The 22,156-nt window shown below is 39.3% G+C and carries 19 protein-coding genes; 11 read left to right on the forward strand and 8 right to left on the reverse strand.

Features of this window, described 5'->3' with window-relative positions:
• Positions 1-159: 159 nt before the first annotated feature.
• The 4 genes from BM163_RS02485 (at position 160) to BM163_RS02500 (ending at position 5,634) form a co-directional block, all read left to right on the forward strand.
• Positions 160-1,086 carry a DUF1002 domain-containing protein gene (locus tag BM163_RS02485; protein WP_089799869.1) on the forward strand — a complete coding sequence of 309 codons (927 nt, stop codon included), beginning with the start codon at positions 160-162 and terminating at the stop codon, positions 1,084-1,086.
• A 197-nt stretch (positions 1,087-1,283) separates the two neighbouring features.
• On the forward strand, positions 1,284-2,126 hold the full coding sequence (gene licT / locus BM163_RS02490; RefSeq protein WP_089799871.1) for a BglG family transcription antiterminator LicT: 843 nt from the start codon (positions 1,284-1,286) through the stop codon (positions 2,124-2,126).
• A gap of 125 nt (positions 2,127-2,251) precedes the next feature.
• Positions 2,252-4,129: a beta-glucoside-specific PTS transporter subunit IIABC gene (locus BM163_RS02495; protein WP_089799873.1), complete on the forward strand. Its 1,878-nt coding sequence runs from the start codon at positions 2,252-2,254 to the stop codon at positions 4,127-4,129.
• Positions 4,130-4,209: 80 nt separating this feature from the next.
• Complete coding sequence (locus tag BM163_RS02500; protein ID WP_089799875.1) at positions 4,210-5,634, forward strand: 6-phospho-beta-glucosidase; 1,425 nt, start codon at positions 4,210-4,212, stop codon at positions 5,632-5,634.
• Positions 5,635-5,732: 98 nt separating this feature from the next.
• Here BM163_RS02500 and BM163_RS02505 read toward each other — a convergent pair whose 3' ends face one another.
• Genes BM163_RS02505 through BM163_RS02525 form a run of 5 tightly spaced genes read right to left on the reverse strand, consistent with a single transcriptional unit; the run spans position 5,733 to position 10,711 of the window.
• A complete protein-coding gene (locus tag BM163_RS02505; protein ID WP_218029746.1) occupies positions 5,733-6,806 on the reverse strand; it encodes a Gfo/Idh/MocA family protein in 1,074 nt (357 codons plus the stop codon).
• A gap of 10 nt (positions 6,807-6,816) precedes the next feature.
• Positions 6,817-7,677 (reverse strand): sugar phosphate isomerase/epimerase family protein, encoded by an 861-nt coding sequence (locus BM163_RS02510; protein WP_229675477.1) that lies wholly within the window; start codon positions 7,675-7,677, stop codon positions 6,817-6,819.
• Positions 7,667-8,680 (reverse strand): Gfo/Idh/MocA family protein, encoded by a 1,014-nt coding sequence (locus BM163_RS02515; RefSeq protein ID WP_089799877.1) that lies wholly within the window; start codon positions 8,678-8,680, stop codon positions 7,667-7,669. The genes BM163_RS02510 and BM163_RS02515 overlap by 11 nt, the downstream gene beginning before the upstream one ends.
• A gap of 13 nt (positions 8,681-8,693) precedes the next feature.
• Positions 8,694-9,860: a Gfo/Idh/MocA family protein gene (locus BM163_RS02520; RefSeq protein ID WP_089799879.1), complete on the reverse strand. Its 1,167-nt coding sequence runs from the start codon at positions 9,858-9,860 to the stop codon at positions 8,694-8,696.
• On the reverse strand, positions 9,857-10,711 hold the full coding sequence (locus tag BM163_RS02525; protein ID WP_089799881.1) for a helix-turn-helix transcriptional regulator: 855 nt from the start codon (positions 10,709-10,711) through the stop codon (positions 9,857-9,859). Before BM163_RS02525 ends, BM163_RS02520 begins: the two co-directional genes overlap by 4 nt.
• 492 nt (positions 10,712-11,203) lie before the next feature.
• Between BM163_RS02525 and ahpC the strand changes: the two genes are divergently transcribed.
• The 5 genes from ahpC (at position 11,204) to BM163_RS02550 (ending at position 17,664) form a co-directional block, all read left to right on the forward strand.
• Entirely contained in the window at positions 11,204-11,770 is a 567-nt protein-coding gene (ahpC, locus tag BM163_RS02530) for an alkyl hydroperoxide reductase subunit C (protein ID WP_089799882.1), read from the forward strand.
• A gap of 14 nt (positions 11,771-11,784) precedes the next feature.
• Positions 11,785-13,311, forward strand: coding sequence for an alkyl hydroperoxide reductase subunit F (ahpF, locus tag BM163_RS02535; RefSeq protein WP_089799884.1), 1,527 nt, complete (start codon positions 11,785-11,787; stop codon positions 13,309-13,311).
• Between the two features lie 450 nt (positions 13,312-13,761).
• Positions 13,762-15,327 carry an alpha-glucoside-specific PTS transporter subunit IIBC gene (locus BM163_RS02540; protein WP_089799886.1) on the forward strand — a complete coding sequence of 522 codons (1,566 nt, stop codon included), beginning with the start codon at positions 13,762-13,764 and terminating at the stop codon, positions 15,325-15,327.
• 85 nt (positions 15,328-15,412) lie between these two features.
• Positions 15,413-16,741, forward strand: a complete 1,329-nt coding sequence (locus BM163_RS02545; RefSeq protein WP_089799889.1) for a 6-phospho-alpha-glucosidase — start codon at positions 15,413-15,415, stop codon at positions 16,739-16,741.
• A 176-nt stretch (positions 16,742-16,917) separates the two neighbouring features.
• Positions 16,918-17,664: a MurR/RpiR family transcriptional regulator gene (locus BM163_RS02550; protein ID WP_089799891.1), complete on the forward strand. Its 747-nt coding sequence runs from the start codon at positions 16,918-16,920 to the stop codon at positions 17,662-17,664.
• A gap of 35 nt (positions 17,665-17,699) precedes the next feature.
• Here the strand turns inward: BM163_RS02550 and BM163_RS02555 are convergent, their stop codons facing one another.
• Together BM163_RS02555 and BM163_RS02560 are read right to left on the reverse strand one after the other, a co-directional pair.
• Positions 17,700-18,503 carry a YibE/F family protein gene (locus BM163_RS02555; protein WP_089799893.1) on the reverse strand — a complete coding sequence of 268 codons (804 nt, stop codon included), beginning with the start codon at positions 18,501-18,503 and terminating at the stop codon, positions 17,700-17,702.
• Positions 18,500-19,612, reverse strand: a complete 1,113-nt coding sequence (locus BM163_RS02560) for a YibE/F family protein (protein ID WP_089799895.1) — start codon at positions 19,610-19,612, stop codon at positions 18,500-18,502. Before BM163_RS02560 ends, BM163_RS02555 begins: the two co-directional genes overlap by 4 nt.
• A gap of 220 nt (positions 19,613-19,832) precedes the next feature.
• Between BM163_RS02560 and BM163_RS02565 the strand changes: the two genes are divergently transcribed.
• Both BM163_RS02565 and BM163_RS02570 read left to right on the forward strand, forming a co-directional pair.
• Complete coding sequence (locus BM163_RS02565) at positions 19,833-20,093, forward strand: hypothetical protein (RefSeq protein ID WP_089799897.1); 261 nt, start codon at positions 19,833-19,835, stop codon at positions 20,091-20,093.
• A gap of 46 nt (positions 20,094-20,139) precedes the next feature.
• Complete coding sequence (locus BM163_RS02570; protein ID WP_177200248.1) at positions 20,140-20,925, forward strand: carbohydrate-binding domain-containing protein; 786 nt, start codon at positions 20,140-20,142, stop codon at positions 20,923-20,925.
• Positions 20,926-21,052: 127 nt separating this feature from the next.
• Here the strand turns inward: BM163_RS02570 and BM163_RS02575 are convergent, their stop codons facing one another.
• Entirely contained in the window at positions 21,053-22,156 is a 1,104-nt protein-coding gene (locus tag BM163_RS02575; RefSeq protein WP_089799901.1) for a DHHW family protein, read from the reverse strand.

Genomic DNA, 22,156 nt, shown 5'->3' on the forward strand with positions numbered 1-22,156 from the left:
TAACGTTTTCGGTTAACTATATTGTATCAAAAGACTGGCTATTGACCTATTTTTTGTGTAAAAACGAAGGAAAAAGATACTTTTAAAGCATTATGGGGTAAACTATCAGTGTATGTGCTCTAAAGCACACATGTGTAAGAGTTTAAGGAGGAAGAAAATATGAAAAATTTCAAAAAATATCTTGTCGTTATGTTACTCGCACTTATGGCTTTTCAAGTTTTAGTACCCGTCTTATCCGCTGATCAAGTGACAGATGTTGTTGTAACATTAGGTGAAGATTTAACCGCTGAACAAAAAGCGAGTATATTAAGAGAAATGAACATGTCTGATATCAACGAGGAAGAGATTGTCTACGTAACAAACGCAGAAGAGCACCAATATTTAGGTGATGTTGTACCAAAAGAAAAAATCGGTACGCGCGCCATTTCATCTGCGAAAATATCTTTGGCTGATGGCAACTCTGGTATTATGGTAACAACTGAAAACATTACCTATATCACTTCTAAAATGTATGCTAACGCACTCGCAACAGCTGGTATTACTGGAGCGGAAATTTATGTAACTGCACCATTTAACGTTTCGGGAACCGGCGCTTTAACAGGTATATTAAAAGCTTATGAACAGTCCACAGGAGAAGAACTTGATGAGGATTTAAAAAAAGCAGCCAATGAAGAGATGGTCATCACAGCTGATTTAGCTGAGGATGAAAATGTATCAGAAGATGACGCCATTGATTTTATGAACAGGATTAAAGAAGAAGTTGATAAACAAAAGCCTGAAACAACAGAAGAATTACGTGCACTTATTCAGCGCTTAGCCGAAGAAATGGGCCTTACACTTACAGACGAACAGCTTAACCAGCTAGTCAGTCTCTTTGATAAGCTAAAAAACCTCAATATCAACTGGGATAAAGTGAATGAAACTATCGATAAAACACGTGACTGGCTAAATGACTTTACGCAGTCTGAAGAAGGTCAGGGTATTGTGAACGCAATCAGAGACTTCTTCCGTGCCGTATGGGATTGGTTTACGTCTGTTTTTACAAATGATGACGAGGCTGTTGTCACGTCATACTTACGCAAGTAAATAATTCATTATTTTAAGATACCTTTCATCCTTTTTACGGGAAAGGTATCTTTCGCTTTTTTAGTCTTGACTTTCATATAAACCTGTGTTGTAATTATCTTTGGAGTCGAGGTTGTTACCGCTTACGGGCTACACTCGATATGCTCACAGTATGTGATTAGCTAGCTGATTGAATCTCATTTAAGGAGATCGAACGTGTGAAAGTAAAAAAGATTATTAATAATAACATCGTGCAATCAACGGATGAGTTCGGGAAAGATGTGTTAGTGATTGGTAAAGCATTAGGTTTTAAAAAGAAGCCTGGTGACGCCATTGATCAAACATTAATCGAAAAAGTTTATACGAGCAATAAAGATATGCCGACAAATAAACTAACCGAGTTATTAGCAAAAGTAGAACTAGAACATGTCCAAGTCGCAAATGAAATTATTAATTTTGCGAAAGCTTCTCTCGGGAAAAAACTGAGTGAGAATATTTATTTAACACTGACAGATCATATTGATTATGCGATTGAACGTTATCAAAATGGGCTGCCGATTAAAAATGCGTTACTTTGGGAAATCAAACGTTTTTATAATCATGAATTCTTAATTGGTAAAGAGGCGTTAAATATTATCGACTCAAAGCTTGGGATTAAACTTCCTGAAGATGAGGCAGGCTTCATTGCGCTTCATATCGTGAATGCAGAACTTGATATGTCTAAGGTCTCTGAAGTAAGCGAAATGACTAAAATCATCCAAAATATTCTTAATATTATTAAGTACCACTACAAAATTGATTTAGATGAATATTCACTAAACTATGAGCGCTTTATCACCCATTTAAAGTTTTTTATCCACCGGTTATACCGAGGTGTTGAACTTGAGTCTGATAAAGATGCTGGATTTTTATTTATTCTTAAAGAGCGTTATAAAGAGGAATATCAATGTGCACTTAAAATTAGAGAGTACATCATGAAAGAGTTTCATCGTGATTTAAAAGAAGATGAGATGATTTATTTAACGATTCACATACGCCGCATCACACAAGCAGGCGTCTAACTTATTACTATAGGGTTGTTACTGGTCAAGCAGGCTACACCTAAATGATTCACACATGTTTATACATGCGGTGACATTTAGGTGTTTTTTATTGGCCAAACAACCTATATTAGGAGGAAAAAACAATGAACTATCAACAATTAGCACAAACCATCATCGAACACGTCGGTGGTGATAAAAACATTCAAGGGCTCAATCACTGCGCTACACGTTTACGCTTTAATTTAAAGGACGAAAAAAAGGCGCAAACAGAAGCGATTAAAAAAACACCCGGTGTGATGGGGGCTGTGGCTAAAGGCGGACAATATCAAGTCATTATCGGTAGCGATGTCGGAACAGTTTATAAAGAAATCACTCAAATTATTCCACAATTAAACGATGATGCATCGAGTGATGAAGAAGATGACCGCGGCCGTGTAGCTAAAGTGATTGATACAATTACAGGGATTTTCACACCAATTTTACCAGCCATTACAGCAGCCGGTATGTTAAAAGCTGTTCTGTCATTACTTGTTGTTTTTGGCGTGATTGAGAATACGTCACAATCCTATCAAGTGATGGACTTTATGGCAGATGCCGCCTTTTATTTCTTGCCTATCTTGCTCGCTTCATCTGCTGCAGCTAAGTTTAAAACGAATGCTTATTTAGCGATGATGCTTGGTGGTATTCTCTTGCATCCTAACTTCGTTACGATGGTCAATACATTAGAAGACGGCCAAGGTATTGCCTTTTTCGGTTTACCTATTACAGCAATTGGTTACGGTTCTTCTGTTATTCCAATTATTTTAGCCGTCTGGTTTATGTCATATGTTGAACCCATCGCTGATCGCGTATCACCCAAAGCTGTCAAATTCTTTACAAAGCCTTTGATTACTATTGCGATTGTTGGAACAGTAGCGTTAACCATTATCGGGCCTTTTGGGCATTTAATTAGTGATTATATCTCAGCAGGTATTCAGGCACTTGAATCATTTAGTCCTTGGATTGTGCCACTTATTATCGGAGCATTTACTCCTCTATTTGTCGCAACTGGTACACACTATGGCTTGGTGCCAATTGGCATTAATAACCGGATGACAAGTGGCTATGATACCGTGATTTATCCAGGTATGTTAGCATCAAACGTTTCTCAGGGTGCCGCAGCACTTGCGGTAAGTTTTAAATCAAAAGACTCAACTGTAAAACAACTGGCGTCATCTGCTGGTTTAACAGCGCTCTTTGGCATTACAGAGCCTGCACTTTATGGGGTTAACTTACGCTATAAGACACCTCTATATGCCGCTATGATTGGCGGGGGTGTTGGGGGCTTATTTATGGGGATTTTCCGTGTAAGAAACTTCTCAGGTGGCGCGCCTGGTCTACTTACCTTACCAAGTTATATTGGTGATGATACATTAAGTTACTTTACATTTGCGGCCATTGGTGCGGCTATTAGTATTGTTGTTAGTTTCATTATTTCTTATGTTCTTTATAAAGACAAAGTAGAAGAGACACCTGAAGTAGATGAGAAAACAACAGATATGACAGGAGAAACAACACTCGCCAATCAAACCATCACCCTTGTCTCACCGTTAAAAGGCCAAGCACTGCCGCTTTCACAAGTGCCTGATGAGATGTTCTCTGAAGAAATTCTTGGTAAAGGGATGGCTGTAGAACCAACGGTCGGTATGGTCACTTCACCAGTAGACGGTGTTATTTCTGCCACATTTGATTCGAGACATGCTGTAGGCATTACGACTGACGAAGGTCTGGAATTACTGATTCACGTCGGAATTGATACGGTTCAACTTGAAGGAAAAGGGTTTGAGTATGCGATTACTAAGGGTGATCGCATCAACGTTGGTGACTTATTAATTACCTTTGATATCGACTATATTAAAGAGCAGGGCTATCCTGTCACAACGCCATTAGTCATCACTAATTCAGCTGAGTACGGAGACATTATTGGACTGACAGAACAAACAGTTACAAATAAAGATCCGCTAATCCGGGTTGTAAAATAGATAAAATACGCTAACTGATTTAGAGACGGATCTGTTTAGGCGGTGTCCGTCTCTACCAACGGAAAGGATGCAAAAACAAAATGGGTTTTAGACAAGATTTTTTATGGGGTGGAGCAACAGCCGCTAATCAATGTGAAGGCGCATATAATACTGATGGACGAGGACTAGCAAATGTAGATGTCGTCCCTATAGGTAACGAACGATTTGATATTATCTCAGGAAAAAGAAAGATGTTAGATTTTGAAGACGGGTACTTCTATCCAGCAAAAAAAGCGATTGATATGTATCACCACTACAAAGAAGATATTAAGCTCTTTGCGGAGATGGGCTTTAAAACGTACCGTTTATCGATTGCTTGGACACGGATTTTCCCTAACGGGGATGAACTCGAACCAAATGAAAAAGGGCTAGCTTTTTATGAAGACCTTTTTAAAACATGTCAACAGTACGGCATCGAACCACTCGTAACGATTACGCACTTTGACTGTCCGATTCATTTAATTAAAGAATATGGCGGCTGGCGTAACCGGAAGATGATTGTGTTTTACGAGCGCCTTGTTAGAACGCTTTTTACACGCTATAAAGGGCTGGTGAAATACTGGTTAACGTTTAACGAAATTAACATGATTCTCCATGCACCATTTATGGGGGCAGGTTTAGTGTTTGAACAAGGTGAAAATGAACAACAAACAAAATATCAAGCCGCACACCATGAGCTCGTCGCTAGTGCACTAGCTACAAAAATAGCCCATGAAATAGACCCCGACAATATGATCGGATGTATGCTTGCGGCTGGAGAATACTATCCGCTAACACCAAAGCCAGAAGATGTCTTCTTAGCACAACAAAAAAATCATGAAAATTACTTCTTTATCGATGTACAATCACGCGGAGAATATCCTGCCTACGCACTAAAAGCACTCGAACGTGGAGGCATCGAGATTGACATGACTGAAGAGGATGTCACATTACTTAAACAACATACTGTTGATTTTATCTCTTTTAGCTACTATTCTTCTCGCGTAGTTACAACTGATGAATCCGTCGAAAAAACAGCTGGAAATATCTTTAAATCTGTGAAAAACCCTTATCTTGAAGCAAGTGAGTGGGGTTGGCAAATTGATCCGCTTGGTTTGAGAACAACGATGAACGCTATTTACGATCGTTATCAAAAACCTTTATTTATCGTAGAAAATGGCCTTGGGGCGATTGACATGCCGGATGAATCAGGTTGTGTTAAAGATGATTACCGTATCAGTTATTTACGTGAACATATCAAAGCGATGAAAGACGCCGTTGAACTGGACGGCATCGATTTACTCGGCTACACGTCTTGGGGATGTATTGACCTCGTAAGTGCGGGCACGGGTGAAATGAAAAAACGCTATGGCTTTATCTATGTTGACCGTGATAATGACGGCAACGGCTCGCTTAAACGAACAAAGAAAAAATCATTTGATTGGTATAAGAAAGTCATTGCTTCAAATGGTGAAGATTTGAGTTAAGCTTTCTTATGCTTCATTTATCAGCTATAACCCGAATGGTCCATGCGCCATTCGGGTTATTGATAAAATAATCTTACCTGACTATATTCATTGGCTAGTCAATGAACTTTTATCGCTTCTTCTTGAGCAATTAAACACAATTCTTGCGCTTTGAAGATATGGTCTTGGGTCATGGCTATTTCAGTTCCATTTAGTGAGTCAAGTATCATTTGACCAAAGAACGGAAAGCCTACCTTGCCCGTTAATGACATATGTTCTACTTTATCATGTGTCACTAAGAATAAATGGTCACCTGTTTCTTCTGTGCCTACATTGGTATATTTCCTTAATTCAATGGTGCCTTTGGTGCCCGTAATAAACGTACGCCCATCACCCCACGTTGGCAAACCATCCGGTGTCAACCAATCTACTTTAAAATAAAACGTTGCCCCGTTCTCACCAACAAGTGTCGCATCGCCATAATCTTCAAGCTCTGGCTTATCAGAGTTATAATAATTAGCAACCTTGCTGTTTAATACTTTTGCCTCTTTGTTGCCGGTATAATATAAAAATTGTTCAATTTGGTGGCTTCCGATATCAGCTAAAACCCCCCCGTACTTATCTTTTTCGAAGAACCACTCCGGACGATTTTCTTTATCTAAACGATGCGGCCCAAAACCTGTCACTTGAATAACCTTACCGATCGTGCCTGCGTCAATTATTTCACCCGCCTTAATAGCCGCTTCAACGTGTAGCCGTTCAGAGAAGTAAATAAAATACCTTCGGCCCGTCTCTTTGACTACGCGTTTTGTTTCTTCGAGTTGTGCTAACGTCGTAAAGCCCGTTTTATCAGTAAAATAATCTTTACCACTTTGCATTACTTTATTCCCTAATGAACTTCTAAGGTATGGGATGGCTGCTGCTGCAACCATATGAATCGCCCGATCGCCTAATATGACCTCTAATGAATCCACCGCTTCAACAAACGGATACGTTTCTAAATATTTCTCCCGTTTTATTTTATCTGGCTCATATAAATACTTTATCGTTGCCCCTGCTTCAATCAATCCATTGGTCATCCCATAAATATGACCATGATCGAGTGCCGTTACCGCAACATTGAATTCGCCTGGTTTGACTACCTTCTTACTCTTACCTTTTGGTGCATAATTCATGCCATCTTTTTTACTCACACGACCCCTCCTAAAATAGCTCACGATAACCTAGTTCAATTAAATAATCACGTGAATCTTTTAAACAATCAAATGGATCGCGACCATATTGATCATCTTGTTCAACAAGTAAATAACGTACCCCTGCATCGAGACTCGCTTCAATAATCGCTTTAAAATCAAGTGAGCCAGCACCAAGTTCAGCAAACTCAATAATATCAGTAAATTGTTGCATAAACCCTTTAATGTCCCCGGCATAAAGTGACTCAAGTGCAGATTCAGGTACACGATTGACACGGTAATCCTTTAAATGAATAAGCTCGACTTTGCCTTTATAACGCTTAATCACTTCGACTGGATTTAATCCGCCTCGGTGCACCCAGTGCACATCAAGTTCAAACCCCAAAAGCGGTGCTTGACGACGAATAATATCTAATAAATATTCTCCTTCATACTTGGTAAACTCAATATGATGATTATGATAATACAGCTTGATTCCTTCTTCTTGTAGCTTTTTAGCAACAGCATTGACTTCATGTGAAAACTCAATCACTTTCTCCAATGAAGCCATGGCTTCAAATGGCAACATGCCTATCCGCAAGAGATCGCAATCTAACGTGTGACAATCACGGACAATTTTATCAAAATCAGTTGTGAGTGACTCTTGTCCTGGTTGCATCGGTTTTAAACCTGCGGTCATTGACGCCACCTCAATGCCAAAGTCTTCTGTTGCTCGCTTGATATCACTCACATTTTCTTTTGTCATTGGTATTTGAGATACCTCAATAGCATGATACCCAAGCTCATGTACTTTCCTAAATGTTTCATAAGCGCCTAATTGTTCTACCTTCTCTTTTAACATCATTGCTTGCACACCAATTTTAGCTCTCACGTAACCAGTCTCCTTTATCGATTCGTTTTCCTGTTTCTGATGATTGTTTCATTAAGTCAATCATAATCATTGATGGCAAGGCATCCTCCACCGTAATATAATCATTTTCCCCATGGATGATTGCCCGATAAAAGGCTTCAATGGCCTCTTGATGACTCGGTCCATAATAAGATTTTGATTCTATTGATACCTTGTCTTCAACGAGGCACACTTTCCCTTTATCTGTTGTGTCGAATAATTGATAATCTTTTATTGTGTATTTCCCCTGTTCAAGAATGACTTGTAGTTCAACACTTGAATTGGCCACATAAGCGTTTGTTGACATAGAAAATCCATGAACTTCCTGCGCAAAGTTGATCTGAGCGACAGCGGTATCTTCCACTTCGATAGGATAATCCGTCAGATTCGATAGACTTGCCTTCACATCTTTAATATCTCCAGCAATATACTGCATTAAATCATACGTATGAATCGCTTGATTAATAATCGTACCTCCCCCTGCACGAGCCATTGATCCCCGCCATGGTTTATGCGTGTAATATGACAACGGACGTCCCCAAGTAACAAGCCCTTTGACTGCCAGCAGTCTTCCTTTCTCCTTAGATGCTAGCTTTTCTTTTAACAAACGAACCGTCTTATTGTAGCGGTTTTGATAACAAACACCTACGACGGCATTAAGCCGTTCAACTTCATCATTTAAATGGCAAGCCTCTTCATAATTTAAACCTACGGGTTTCTCTAAAAAAACAGCGATCCTTTGGTTAATCACTTGCTTTGCGATCGGCACATGCAAATCATGAGGCAAACAAATATGAACCACATCCAGCTCTTCTTTCGCTAACAAATCATCTACTTGTGTATAAAAAGGTCTGTCACGGTATAACGCGTGCTTTGTCGGATCGATATCACAAACAGCGACTAAGTCGGCGACATCACTTGCTTCAATAGCTTGACGATGAACAAATGACACATCCCCAAGACCAATAATGGCGACTTTAAGCATGGTCTTTCTCTCCTTAACGACGCAGGTCAAATTTAGCTTCTTCTTTGATCCGCTTATTTAGTTCATTTAGATATAAATCATCATCAAAATCCTTAAGTACTATTTCTTCTCCTGTCCAAGTAGATAAATGGATGGCATTGGCTAGACGCACACCGTTAATCCCCTCAGCGCCTGGTGCGAGTAAATCCTCCCCATAAAGAATATGACGAGCAAAGTTTTCTAAAACGCCGGAGTGCTGTTCACCCCAAGCACTCTCTTCTGTAAATACTTCTGTTGAATAAAGGTCCTTTGTATTCATTTGTCCCATAAACAAACGTTTCACATCTTCCATATCCATGTTTTTATTCAATATATTTTCTGATTCTTTTAGGCGTTTAACCGTGACCGTTTTACTGTCTTCTACAACAATCTTTCCTTTATCACCTAAAATTTCTAACCGGTCTGTTCCTAATAAGTCATGTGTACACGTAACAAATACTCCCGTGGCACCATTCTCGTACTCCATCAGTGCTGTTACCTCATCCTCAACAGCAATATCACGTCTAAAGCCATGTTTAATTTTACTGTAGACTTTCGTCGGCACACCTGCAATCCATTGAATAAGATCGAGCTGATGCGGGGCTTGATTAACTAAGACACCGCCGCCTTCGCCACCCCACGTTGCACGCCAAGCACTTTGATCGTAATATGGTTGCGGGCGCCACCAGGTGGTAATAATCCAGTTAGTTCGACGAATGGGTCCAATCTCACCATCTTCAACAATCTTTTTGATTTTTTGGTAAAGCGGATTATTTCGTTGATTAAACATCATCGCATAGGTCACATCGCTATTTGTTGCAACAAAATCGTTAAGCGCTTTCACTTGTTTTGTGTATACACCCGCCGGCTTTTCGTTTAATACATGTACCCCGTTGTTAAGGGCAAACATAGCCATCTCCGGGTGCAGATAGTGTGGTACTGTTGTAATGATGGCATCGACCTCACCACTTGTAATCATGTCTTTATAATCGTTATATATTTTTTTATTTGGAAACGATTCAACTAACTGCGATTGTTTTACTTCATCACTATCACAAATCGCGACTAGATCCATACTCTCGACCATACCTTGTTCGATAAAACGTGCATACATTGACCCTTGTGCCCCGTAACCGATTATGCCAAAACGTAATTTTTTCATAACATATACTCTCCCCTTTGATTAAATACTTGTTTCCGATACGCCGATGGCGTTAGTTGAAAATGTTGTTTAAAATAGCGACTAAAGTGCGCATCACTCTCAAATCCATGTGCCTTAGAAATATGCTTAATCGTGTATTCCGGATAACTTTCTAACGCATGGGTTGCTTGTGATAAACGATACCCCATAATATATTGCATGATGGTCTGACCCGCTATCTCTTTAAAAATGTGTGATAAGTAAGATGTACTCAAATTCACATGATGAGCAATCCTTTCAATCGTTATGTTCTCGTGATAGTGTTCTGAGATATATTTAGCGACGCGTTCAGCAATAATCGTCTTTTCATCCCCTCTCATATTTGGTTTATCTACTACCTGTTCTGTCCCGCGATCGACCGCTAGCAATACATCAACAAGGATGAGCCGCTGCTCAGCTTCTCGGTGTGGTTCGTCCGCGCCTTTAAGATCAACGAGACGCTCAATCAGTTCTTCAACCTTTCTGATAGCCTTTGGACGAATCGCTCGCATATAGCCCTGTTTATTTTCTTGAAATATATGAAGGAGATGATCTAAGTTTAAAAAATCTAGTAGCGGTTTTAACCACTCGCGATCAAAATGAATGATGCTCCGCTCATAAGAAATAACATCAGAGAAAATCGCTGCCCGGTGAACGGTTTTTCCGTCAATAAAAAGCAAGTCTCCAGGTTTCAACAAATACATATGTTCTCCAATTAAAAAGCGGCAACTGCCTTGATGAAACAAATAAATTTCATCATGATTATGCGTATGAAACGCCAGCGGATAAGCCTTTTCTTTATACCGATGATTAACTAAAATGGATTGACTCATTCCCCTTCCCTCCTTGTATACTTGTATTATAATGTTTGAGGGGTTATAAAACAATGACTGAAAACACTTACATTACCTATATTATTGACTGAGACTGTTATTGGTCGATTCAAATGAAGACATATTTCATGCATACGTCATGATTTTTTGGGGTATATAATGAAAGCGGGGAATTTTAGGATGGGATGTTTCATTTAAGCGTGGTGATTATCATACTCATATGATAAACGATAATATATCGTCAGATTTTTTATTTAAAAGTATAAAAATATTTTTCCTCGTTTCAACAAATAACGCTCGAAAACACTGAAATAAAAACAATGATTACGCTTTCTTAATGAGAATCATTTAACTTGACTTTAAAAACAAATACTTTATAATAATCTATATCGAATTAGAATTATTATCGTTAATCGTTAATTGTACATATGTTTTGTGATTGACGTTAATAATCTCTTATATTATTCAAAATTTAAAGGAGGATGACAATTTATGTCACTAATAGGTAAAGAAGTACTACCATTCACAGCACAAGCATTCAAACAAGGGGAAGATTTCTTTGAGGTAACGGAAGCCGATCTTAAAGGTAAGTGGAGTGTGGTTATTTTCTATCCAGCTGACTTCTCATTCGTATGTCCAACAGAGCTTGAAGATATGCAAAAAGAATATCCAGCATTAAAAGAACTTGGTGTAGAAGTCTTCTCAGTATCAACAGATACTCACTTTGTTCACAAAGCATGGCACGAGCATTCTGATGCGGTTGGATCAATTGAATACACGATGATTGGTGACCCATCACAAGTGATTTCACGTAACTTTGATGTATTAAACGAAGCATCAGGTCTTGCAGACCGTGGTACTTTCCTTATTGATCCAGACGGTGTTATCCAAACCGTTGAAATAAATGCAGATGGTATCGGTCGTGACGCCTCTACTATTATCAATAAAGTAAAAGCAGCACAATACGTTCGCGAACATCCAAATGAAGTTTGCCCAGCGAAATGGCAAGAAGGTGGAGAAACACTTAAACCAAGCCTAGATATCGTAGGTAAAATCTAAGGAGTGATCGTTACATGCTAGACCAACAAATCAAAGAACAACTCAAGCAGTATCTCGGACTGCTTGAGTCTGATCTTATCATTCAAGTAAGTTTAGGCGACGATAAGCATTCGATTGAAACAAAAGAACTTGTTGATGAAATAAGTCATATGTCTGATCGTATTGCCGTAGAAGAAACCGTGTTAGAGCGGACACCAAGTTTTACTATCGCGAAAAAAGGTGAAACGCCTCGTGTAACTTTCGCCGGTGTACCACTTGGCCATGAATTTACTTCTTTGGTTATGGCACTGTTACAAGTTAGTGGCCGGGCACCTAAAATAGATGATAGCCAAGTCGCACAAATTAAAAGTATTTCCAAAGAATTAAACTTTACGACGTATGTATCACTTTCATGTCACAACTGTCCAGACGTTGTTCAAGCATTGAATATTATGAGTGTGTTAAACCCTCATATCACTCATACAATGGTTGAAGGTACAGCTCATAAAGCTGAGGTTGAAAGCGAAAATATCATGGCTGTTCCAGCCGTATACTTAAATGGTGCGTTTTTAGAATCTGGTCGAATGACTTTAGATGATTTACTCGCTTTAGTATCACAAGGGCCAGACCCAGAAGAATTAAATAGTAAAGAGCCATTTGATGTGCTTGTTGTTGGTGGGGGCCCATCAGGTGCGACGTCTGCCATTTACGCTGCGCGAAAAGGTATTCGTACAGGTTTAGTTGCTGATCGTTTCGGTGGCCAAGTCATGGATACATTAGGTATTGAGAACTTTATCGGTATGCCTTACACCGAAGGCCCTAAGTTAATGGGCAATGTCGAAGCACATGTGAACGAATATGATGTGGATGTCATGAAGAGTTTACAAGCTACTGGTTTAAAGAAAAATGACCTTTTTGAAGTGGAACTTGAAAACGGGGCTGTTTTAAAAAGTAAAACAGTGATCCTTTCTACTGGTGCACGTTGGAGAAATATCAATGTACCTGGTGAGAAAGAATTTAAAAATAAGGGCGTAGCTTATTGCCCGCACTGCGACGGCCCACTCTTTGAAGGTAAACATGTTGCTGTTATTGGTGGCGGTAACTCAGGGATTGAAGCAGCGATTGATTTAGCTGGTATCGTAAAACACGTAACAGTCGTTGAGTTTTTACCTGAGCTTAAAGCTGATCAAGTACTTCAAGATCGTCTTAATTCTCTGCCAAATGTTACGGTGATTAAGAATGCTCAAACTACGGAGATCACTGGTGATGAAACCGTGAACGGCTTGTCTTATAAAGATCGTGATACGGGTGAAGAACACCACATTGCGCTTGCAGGTGTCTTTGTACAAATCGGTCTTATACCTAATACAGACTGGTTAGGTGATACGGTCGATCGTAACCGCATGGGAGAAATTATCGTTGATAAGCATGGTCAAACAAGCTTACCTGGTGTCTTCGCTGCAGGTGATTGTACTGACACACCTTACAAACAAATCATTATTTCAATGGGATCAGGTGCAACAGCATCACTTGGGGCATTTGATTACCTTATTCGCAACTAATTAATATACAGCTATACGATTTAAGTTAATGTATAGCTTGAGATAGTATCCAGTATTAATCTTCTTAATGAAGATTAATACTGGATTTTTTGTATATATTGGATTTTTTACTTTTAGTACCCAGACCACATCACGCATTATATCGTTCACTTATCACCTCTACACTCATCATCTTCGGGAAATTTCCCGTTTTAAGAGAAAAGTATCTAACCTTGCTACCCTCTCCCTAAACGACCTAACAGCATTGTAAACGCTTACTAATGATGTTTTAATAAAAGTGTCAAAGAAACACACGCCACTATGTTTTTTCAATATATGTAAGAACATTAAAGCGGCTTAAAAATCACTTGCGAAAAATGACATGACTACACCCTATAAAGGAGGAGATGATTAAGAATAGTCGACGGCACATGGATGGATAAAACAAAAAAATGATGTGGAGGTTATACTATGTTTCAATCATTAAAAGACAAAGTTCAACGATTTGGAGGCGCGATGTTTTTCCCAGCGCTCTTGTTACCTTTTGCCGGTATTCTTTTAGGTCTGACTGTGATCTTGCAAAACCAGCAATTATTCCCCTTTGCGGTAGAAGGCTCAACTTACTTTAAAATCACGGATATTTTCTTACAAACATCACTCGTAATCTTTGGAAACTTACCACTCCTATTCGTCTTAGGTATTCCTATTACCTTAGCAAAAAAAGAAAGTGGTCGTGCCGTATTAACAAGTTTTATTACGTATTTAACGTATAACTATTTCATGGGGGCAACACTAAGCTATTTTGGTCCAACGTTTGGCGTAGATACATTTGAAGCTGGCGCACTAGGGTTAACTGAAGTTGCTGGCGTCCTCACGCTTGATACCAATTTAGTCGGTGCGATTGTGGCTGCTTCTCTTGCCGTATGGATTCACAACAAATATTACGATAAAGAAGTCCCTAACATGCTGCAAAGTTTTAGAGGTACACCTCTTGTCATTATTTTCTTATTCCCTATCACAATTTTAGCTGGTTTAGTCACACTTATTGTATGGCCAGCAATCCAATCAGGTATTTTCAATATGCAAAACTTCATGGTTGAAGCTGGTGGATTTGGCGTTTGGACATTTACTTTCCTTGAAAGAATATTGATTCCAACAGGCTTACACCACTTCATTTATGGTCCTGTCTTCTTTGGACCCGTTGCGATTGATGGTGGAACGGTGAATTATTGGATTCAAAACCTATCAGACTTTGCTAATTCAACAGACAGCTTAACATCACTCTTCCCGCAAGGTGGACTCATGTTAACGGGTATGGGGAAAACATTTGGTACCACAGGGGCAGCTATTGCCATGTATTTAACAGCCAAACCTGAAAACCGTAAGAAAGTCCTTGGTCTATTAGTTCCAGCGGTTGTTACTGCTGTACTTACTGGTATTACCGAGCCGATTGAATTTACATTCTTATTTGTTGCGCCACTACTATTCTTTATGCACGCTGTACTATCGGCAACGATGGCTACCACACTTTATTTACTTGGCTTGTCTGGTAACTTCCAAACAGGGTTAATTGATTTTGTTTTCCAAAACTGGTTACCACTTGCTGCGAATCATTGGCTCATTTATGTCATTCAAATCGCCGTTGGTATTGGTTTCATGGCGCTATATGTTGTAATCTTTAGAGCGTTAATTATAAAATTCGACTTCAAAACACCCGGTCGTGGGGCTGATGTGTCATTAAAATCGAAAAAAGATTATAAACAAAGTAAACAATCAGGTGAGGCTGGTAAGGGTATTGATCAAGAACTAGCAGAAGCGTACCTTGCGGCACTCGGTTCAAAAGACAATATCGATAGTATCACCAATTGTGCTACACGTTTACGTGTGAGAGTAAAAGAGATAGATAACGTCGCAACAGACGATGTATTTATGGATATCGGCGCCGCTGGTGTCGTGCGTTCAGGGCATAATTTACAAGTCATTGTCGGACTAAGGGTTCCACAAGTACGTGGGAATATTGAGGATTTAATGAAATAAAGCAACACGAATAAATATGGAAATAGAGAAATAAAACCCTAACATGTATGAACATACACTTAACCAATAAAGGAGACGATTTAAAATGAAAAAACACTCAATTGTTATCGCAGGTGGCGGCTCAACATTTACTCCAGGGATTGTCCTAATGTTACTCGATAATCTCGACCGATTACCGATTCGTCAAATTAAATTTTATGATAATGATGAAGCACGACAAGATATTGTTGCTGACGCGTGTGAGGTCATTATTAAAGAAAAAGCACCAGAGATTAACGTTGTTAAAACAATTGATCCAAAAACAGCTTTTACCGATGTAGACTTTGTAATGGCCCATATTCGCGTAGGTAAATACAAAATGCGTGAAATGGACGAAAAGATTCCTCTTAAATACGGCGTCGTTGGCCAAGAAACATGCGGACCAGGCGGTATGAGCTATGGCATGCGTTCAATCGGTGGTGTGCTTGAACTCGTTGACTACATGGAAAAATACTCACCTGATGCATGGATGTTAAATTACTCAAATCCAGCCGCCATTGTTGCAGAAGCGACACGCAAATTACGCCCAAATGCAAAAATACTAAATATTTGCGACATGCCTATCTCAATTGAGAATTTAATGGCAAAAATACTTGGACTTAAATCACGTAAAGAAATGCAGGTCCGTTACTATGGCCTTAATCACTTCGGCTGGTGGACATCTATTACAGACCAAGCAGGTAATGATTTAATGCCTGTGCTAAAAGCGCACGTAAAAGATAACGGCTATGCTGTGGACTTTACCGATGCTGGTCAGCATGTGGATAAAAGCTGGCAAGATACATTCAAGAAAGTGAAAGATGTCTATGCACTTGCACCTGATACGTTACCAAACACCTATCTAAAATATTATTTCTACCCACAAGATGAAGTAGAGAAAACAGACCCAGACTACACCAGAGCTAATCAAGTAATGGATGGCCGTGAAAAGCATGTCTTTACTGAATGTAAACGTATTGCCGAGAATCAGTCAACAGAAGGATCAACACTAGAAATTGATGAACATGCATCATATATCGTTGACCTGGCACGTGCGATTGCTTATAACACAGGTGAAAGAATGTTACTCATCGTTGAAAATAACGGGGCAATCTCAAACTTTGAGCCAACAGCTATGGTTGAAGTCCCTTGTATTGTTGGTAAAAACGGACCTGAACCGTTAACTCAAGGTGAGATTCCACGCTTCCAAAAAGGATTGATGGAACAACAAGTCGCTGTAGAAAAACTCGTTGTCGAAGCCTATGCTGAAGGGTCATATCAAAAACTTTGGCAAGCACTCACACTTTCACGCACAGTACCAAATGCGCGTGTAGCTAAGGAGCTTCTCGATGAATTACTAGAAGCTAACAAAGACTTCTGGCCAACATTAAAATAATCCTACACTAATCAAACCATTCACTTTTTGGCGGGCGATCATCATCGTCCGTCTTTCTTTTTTATGTCATGGTTGAATATGTTTGCGCTTTAATTCTTATATCGATTCACTATTTATCCATGGTCACACATAAATTTATCCGCTATAATAGTGCTAACAAGAAGGAGGTTTTTTATGTGTTTCAAGCGCTCATTCATACATATGCTGATGACTTAACTGACAATGATTATTACATATTAGATTATATTGAACGACACCCAAACGATACACAAAAAATGACCATTGTTGCCTTAAGTGACGCCTGTATGACGTCAAAATCAACGATTCTTCGGCTGACTCAAAAGCTCGGCTTTTCAGGTTACAGTGAATTTAAATACTTCTTAAAAGAACATGCCTTAAAAGAAGATCATCCTTCAGATTTATTTGAACTGTCACGCTATGACATCGATTATACAATTCAACTCTTTGAAGAAATCGATAAACGAGCAATATATGAATTGATTGACCAAGCGCAATCGTTGTATGGCTTTGCGACAGGATTCGGACAGGAAAATGCTTTAAGAGAATTAAAACGTTATTTCTTTGCATCAGGTAAACACCTCTATCACTTACCAGCTTTAACTGAATTTCAAATGGCACTTAAAGAGATCACAACGGATGATTTAGTCATCCTCATTTCTTTAAGTGGTGATGTACACCCCATTTTAAATCATCTTAAAAGGCTTAAAGCCAAAGGGATTCCTACGTTATCAATCACGAGTTTTAAAAATAACCATCTTGCTGAACACTCTACTTATCATTTGTATTATCAGTCTACTGACCTTGGCACTTATAATGACCATACCCAAAAATCATTTATCGGCTTACAAGTACTTATAGATTTGCTCTTTCGAGGATTTTTAGATTATAAGAAAAACAGCTAACGCAAATGATTAGCTGTTTTCTTATATATCAAACCTCATTTAAATATCCTTCTGACTAAATGATATGATGACGTATCGGACTTACTGCGAGTCGATGTTAATCGATATGCCGTTAAATATGCAGTTACTGGAACGACGAGTACAATCCCAACACCTGATAAAAGAATCGTGACAATCTCTTGAACAAACACTTTCGCATTCAACACCTCGCTGATCTGATAACCCATATCAAAAAAACGTACTAGCAACGCAAGATAGCTACCAAAAAAGGCGAAAAATAGTGTATTCGCACTTGTTGATAATAAATCCATACCGACTCGCATACCACTCATGAAGAGCTCTTTCTTTGATTGGTTTTGATTATGACGATACAACTCATACATCGGTGACACGACAGAGATCGCTTCATCAGTCACCGCCCCAATCGTACTTAAAATGATAACCGAAGTGATAACCTCAGTAAAGTTTACTCCAAAGTAAAACGAATAAATGGCTAGTTCTTCGACTTCTTCCGTACTAAACCCTCCAACACGTGTCCAAAGAACAAAGAAATGTATCATAGCGATTAAAACCATCATGGTCGCAATCGTTGCTAAAAAGGAAATTTTTGTTTTCTCATTTTTCCCATTAATCAAGAATAGCGTCGCATAACTAATGACAACACTGGCAAGCAATGTGATGATGATCGGACTTGCAGCTGGATCCGTCATAATCAACACGGCGACAATGATTACACTCACATGAATCAGCATAACAGTAAAGCTTAATAACCCTTTCTTTCCACCAATCACACTCATGAGTATGAATAGAATGATAGCCAAGAGACTAATCGTTGTCATGTCGCCTCACCTACCTTCGTCAAGAGTACCGCAAAAAGAATAGACACCGGTATTGTTAAGACAATTCCAATCCCACTACTTAACGCGCGGACAAGTTCAAGTGAGAAATTCATCGATAAACTATACCCTAGCGACGCATCATTTAATAAGTAAATAAGTAGTGTTGGAATCGTCCCGCTAATATAGGCAAAGAAAACGATCGTAGTCATCGTCCCCATAATATCTTGACCAATGCGTCGTCCAGAAGCTACCAGCGATTTTGTATTAATCATTGGATGCTCTTCTTTAATCTGAAAGAGCGTTGAGCCAATCGTTACCGCGACATCCATAACCGCACCGATCGCCCCAATGAGTAGACCAGCAGTGAAGACCGCATCAGGATGCCGTGTAAGCAACCCCATTTCTTCAAACCTTAACCCCTGTTGATTCGTTAGCCTTAAGACAAGTAAGGTGATAGTCATCATCAGCGCTAAGCCTGTGAGTGTCGAAAGAATGGCACTGAGTGTTTTTTTCGTCAAGCCACTAACAAAAATCAATGACACCACCGTCATAAAAATTGCCGCAATACCCATTAGTAAGAGCAATGATGTACCTGGCCGGGCAATGAAAAGATAAATGGCTCCTGCCATTATCGACACATGAAAAATTAAACTAAGGACCGCGAATAACCCCTGACGCTGACCCACCACAAGCATAATGAGTAAAAATAAACTAAATAAGATCAGTACTTCTTGGTCACGTTTCACTTCAATGACCTCAGCTGTTAGTATACTTCCTTCGCGTAATGTAACAAAGACTTTATCGCCCACATCAAAGGCGGAATGGTACGGCGCACTATCACTATAGGTATACTGCATCGTGAGTGTCTCACCGCGATGCTTCGTGTTTTCAAGTCGCGCTTTAAAGGTAACGTCATAAATAACATCCACCGCAACGTCACTATTATCCGCATTAACAACAATTTCTTCTACATGTTTAATATCAACTAACTCAACTATTGGCCGCTCATATAAGGTACTTATCCCCATAAGGAAATAAATGATAATTAGTCCAATCAATAGACTGGACGATACGATGCTTTTCTTTGTCCGTCTTTTTACTCCCCACATAGCTTTACCTCATTTCAAAAAAAGACTAGTAAATATTCATACTGATTTACTAGTCTAGTGTATACCTATTTCGTTTCTTTCGGAAGAGTCAAACGAAAAGTCGTGCCATATTCAGATGTCTCAACTAACACAAGATTCCCCACCTAGTGCCGACGCACTTGAGGAAAGTGTCTTCTCGCCTTAATGCAATAAAGGTGACATAACCATCTTATCAAGTGATATGACAATTGAAGCAAAATCAGATGCCATCCAAAGTATCGCATCTTTATATGTCGAAGATGGAAACTATACTCTCACATCTGGTGGAGGTGCACCAGAAACGATTTCTTTAACTAACAATCACATGATGGGTAACTTCGCTGGACCATTAGATATAACCACTTTCGTCGAACAGTTAATTGCAGAAAATGACTTTAATGACACTTTAACCGAAGCATTACTGGGGGACAAAGTCCATGGACGACCTGCGATAAATCCTTGAAAAGAATAAACAAGCATTTACCGCGATGCAGGGTGAAGATAAACAGATGGCACCGCCTGAAGGAATGCAGGGCAACACGACAGATGATGAAACAGTGGATGAAACGTCTGATGACACACCTTCAACAAAAGGATTAAAAGCTGAAAAAGATACTGTCATCGCCTCTGGCACTTTCAACATTAACACCTTAGACGATGCGTTGCATAGCAACAAAGATATTCAGATAGTCAATGGGACATTTATTCTCTCAAGTGGGGAGACAGGTTATTTGGCTATTCATGGGGGAGACATAACAATCGATGCATCAGGTGATGGAATTGACTCTAATTCAACTATTGAGATGACAGGAGGAACGGTTATTGTGAACGGCCCGATCGACGGCGGTAATGGTGCGCTTGACTATGACGAGACCTTTCATATTTCAGGTGGGATACTCATTGCGGCCGGCAGTAGTGCAATGGCACAAAGTCCATCAGATGACTCCTCTCAACCAAGTATTATCTATCAATTTGATCAACCAACAACCGAGTCCATCTCCCTGACAGATGACAGTGGTCAGTTCATTCTAGGCTTCACGCCAACGAAAAGCTACCAGACGATTGTTGTATCCAGTCCATTGCTTGAAACAGACAAGACAGTTACTTGGCATACGACTGTTGATTTAGACGGTGAAGCTGTCAACGGATTAATTACGAATGGTGTAATCACAACGTCAACTGAACTAAACTTTACGCTAACAGACACGTTAACTTATCTTACACCTTCAGGAGTAAGTAGCACCCCGCTCACAGAATCCGGCTTTGGCCGACGACCAAATAGACCCGCTCAATAGTCTAGTTGCCAAACATAATATTAAATAGTATATGTAAAAACAGCCCATAAAAAGCAACATCTTTAGACTTTAATCGAAGTCTAAAGGCGTTGCTTTTAGTTGTATATCATATGGTGTTATGGAAGTATTAATATAACACATATCGAAGCGATTGATCTTCATTAAAGGTACGAAGATTATATAAGACGAGTAGTTCACTAAGTTCGTGTTCTGCCATATACGCTTTGAGCGACTGTTTATAATAACGCGGATCAATCAAATGAATCTCATCGTAATGCGGAAGCAGAAATGGCACAAAACTATCGGCGTACGAATCTTTTACCACCATGAGCTTTCTATTCGTTTTCTCCTCATGATTAACTTCAATCTTAATCAGCGCATCATTCCCATCTAAAAAGAAACGGTATTGATCCGTCTCATCTAAATAGTGATCATGAACATACTGATTTGTGACTCTACCGTCACTATACGTAATGGTTAAATCAAGCTCATCTGTCACGTTAAACCATTCAATCGTATCTTTTGGCAAAGTGAGGTCATGAAACTTGCGGTAGCGTGTACCCGGAAAGTCAGTTGAAACAACTTCAGACTGATAATCTGATAATGGCTTCGCTCTTTCATTAAACCATACTTGATAGGCTAGGTAAGCCCCTCGCATTGTCCAGTGATGATCGGTATGATAATAAATATTATCTTCTTGATGTTGACGTAATATCTGACTGACATTAACCGTATCCATATGAAGACGTTCGTCTATTATTTTTAACACGTGCGATTGATCATCCGTTGGTAAGTACGCCGGTAAGTAGGTGTCATAAATACCGACTTGATTTGGGACAATCATGACCGTAATGTCAAATATCGCTTGGTTAGACTGGTGAAACTCATTGATAGCTTCTAAATTTTTTAATAGATTGTCTTCTTGATAGATAAACGGTTCAATTAAATAATCTCCTGCTTTTACGACCCCGTTATTTTCCCTTTTAAGTAGCGCCTGTTCTGTCTTTGATTTTAAGGTGAGAAAAAAGTCTTTCCCAATGATTTGGTCAGCCAAATAGTCTTCTATATCAGACATAAATGACCCGTCAAGTAGAGCCGCTAGCTTAAATTCAGGCATCGTCTGTAAATAACGATTTTCCGTTTCGGAAAAGGTTTGGTCTTCTATCACGAATGTCAAAAGCGCTAAACTCATCAAGAAGCTTATGATTAAAATCCCTATTAATCGCTTCAT

Origin of the sequence: Halolactibacillus alkaliphilus, assembly GCF_900115465.1 — a bacterium.
In the GTDB taxonomy this organism is placed as follows: Bacteria; Bacillota; Bacilli; order Bacillales; family Amphibacillaceae; genus Halolactibacillus; species Halolactibacillus alkaliphilus.

What these genes read in the sequence shown, in the direction of transcription:
- BM163_RS02485 (WP_089799869.1), top strand. Translation starts at nt 160, where the DNA reads ATGAAAAATTTCAAAAAATATCTTGTCGTTATGTTACTCGCACTTATG.
- BM163_RS02495 (WP_089799873.1), top strand. Translation starts at nt 2,252, where the DNA reads ATGAACTATCAACAATTAGCACAAACCATCATCGAACACGTCGGTGGT.
- BM163_RS02500 (WP_089799875.1), top strand. Translation starts at nt 4,210, where the DNA reads ATGGGTTTTAGACAAGATTTTTTATGGGGTGGAGCAACAGCCGCTAAT.
- BM163_RS02515 (WP_089799877.1), bottom strand. Translation starts at nt 8,680, where the DNA reads ATGCTTAAAGTCGCCATTATTGGTCTTGGGGATGTGTCATTTGTTCAT.
- BM163_RS02520 (WP_089799879.1), bottom strand. Translation starts at nt 9,860, where the DNA reads ATGAAAAAATTACGTTTTGGCATAATCGGTTACGGGGCACAAGGGTCA.
- BM163_RS02525 (WP_089799881.1), bottom strand. Translation starts at nt 10,711, where the DNA reads ATGAGTCAATCCATTTTAGTTAATCATCGGTATAAAGAAAAGGCTTAT.
- ahpC (WP_089799882.1), top strand. Translation starts at nt 11,204, where the DNA reads ATGTCACTAATAGGTAAAGAAGTACTACCATTCACAGCACAAGCATTC.
- ahpF (WP_089799884.1), top strand. Translation starts at nt 11,785, where the DNA reads ATGCTAGACCAACAAATCAAAGAACAACTCAAGCAGTATCTCGGACTG.
- BM163_RS02540 (WP_089799886.1), top strand. Translation starts at nt 13,762, where the DNA reads ATGTTTCAATCATTAAAAGACAAAGTTCAACGATTTGGAGGCGCGATG.
- BM163_RS02545 (WP_089799889.1), top strand. Translation starts at nt 15,413, where the DNA reads ATGAAAAAACACTCAATTGTTATCGCAGGTGGCGGCTCAACATTTACT.
- BM163_RS02555 (WP_089799893.1), bottom strand. Translation starts at nt 18,503, where the DNA reads ATGACAACGATTAGTCTCTTGGCTATCATTCTATTCATACTCATGAGT.
- BM163_RS02560 (WP_089799895.1), bottom strand. Translation starts at nt 19,612, where the DNA reads ATGTGGGGAGTAAAAAGACGGACAAAGAAAAGCATCGTATCGTCCAGT.
- BM163_RS02565 (WP_089799897.1), top strand. Translation starts at nt 19,833, where the DNA reads ATGACAATTGAAGCAAAATCAGATGCCATCCAAAGTATCGCATCTTTA.
- BM163_RS02570 (WP_177200248.1), top strand. Translation starts at nt 20,140, where the DNA reads ATGGCACCGCCTGAAGGAATGCAGGGCAACACGACAGATGATGAAACA.
- BM163_RS02575 (WP_089799901.1), bottom strand. Translation starts at nt 22,156, where the DNA reads ATGAAGCGATTAATAGGGATTTTAATCATAAGCTTCTTGATGAGTTTA.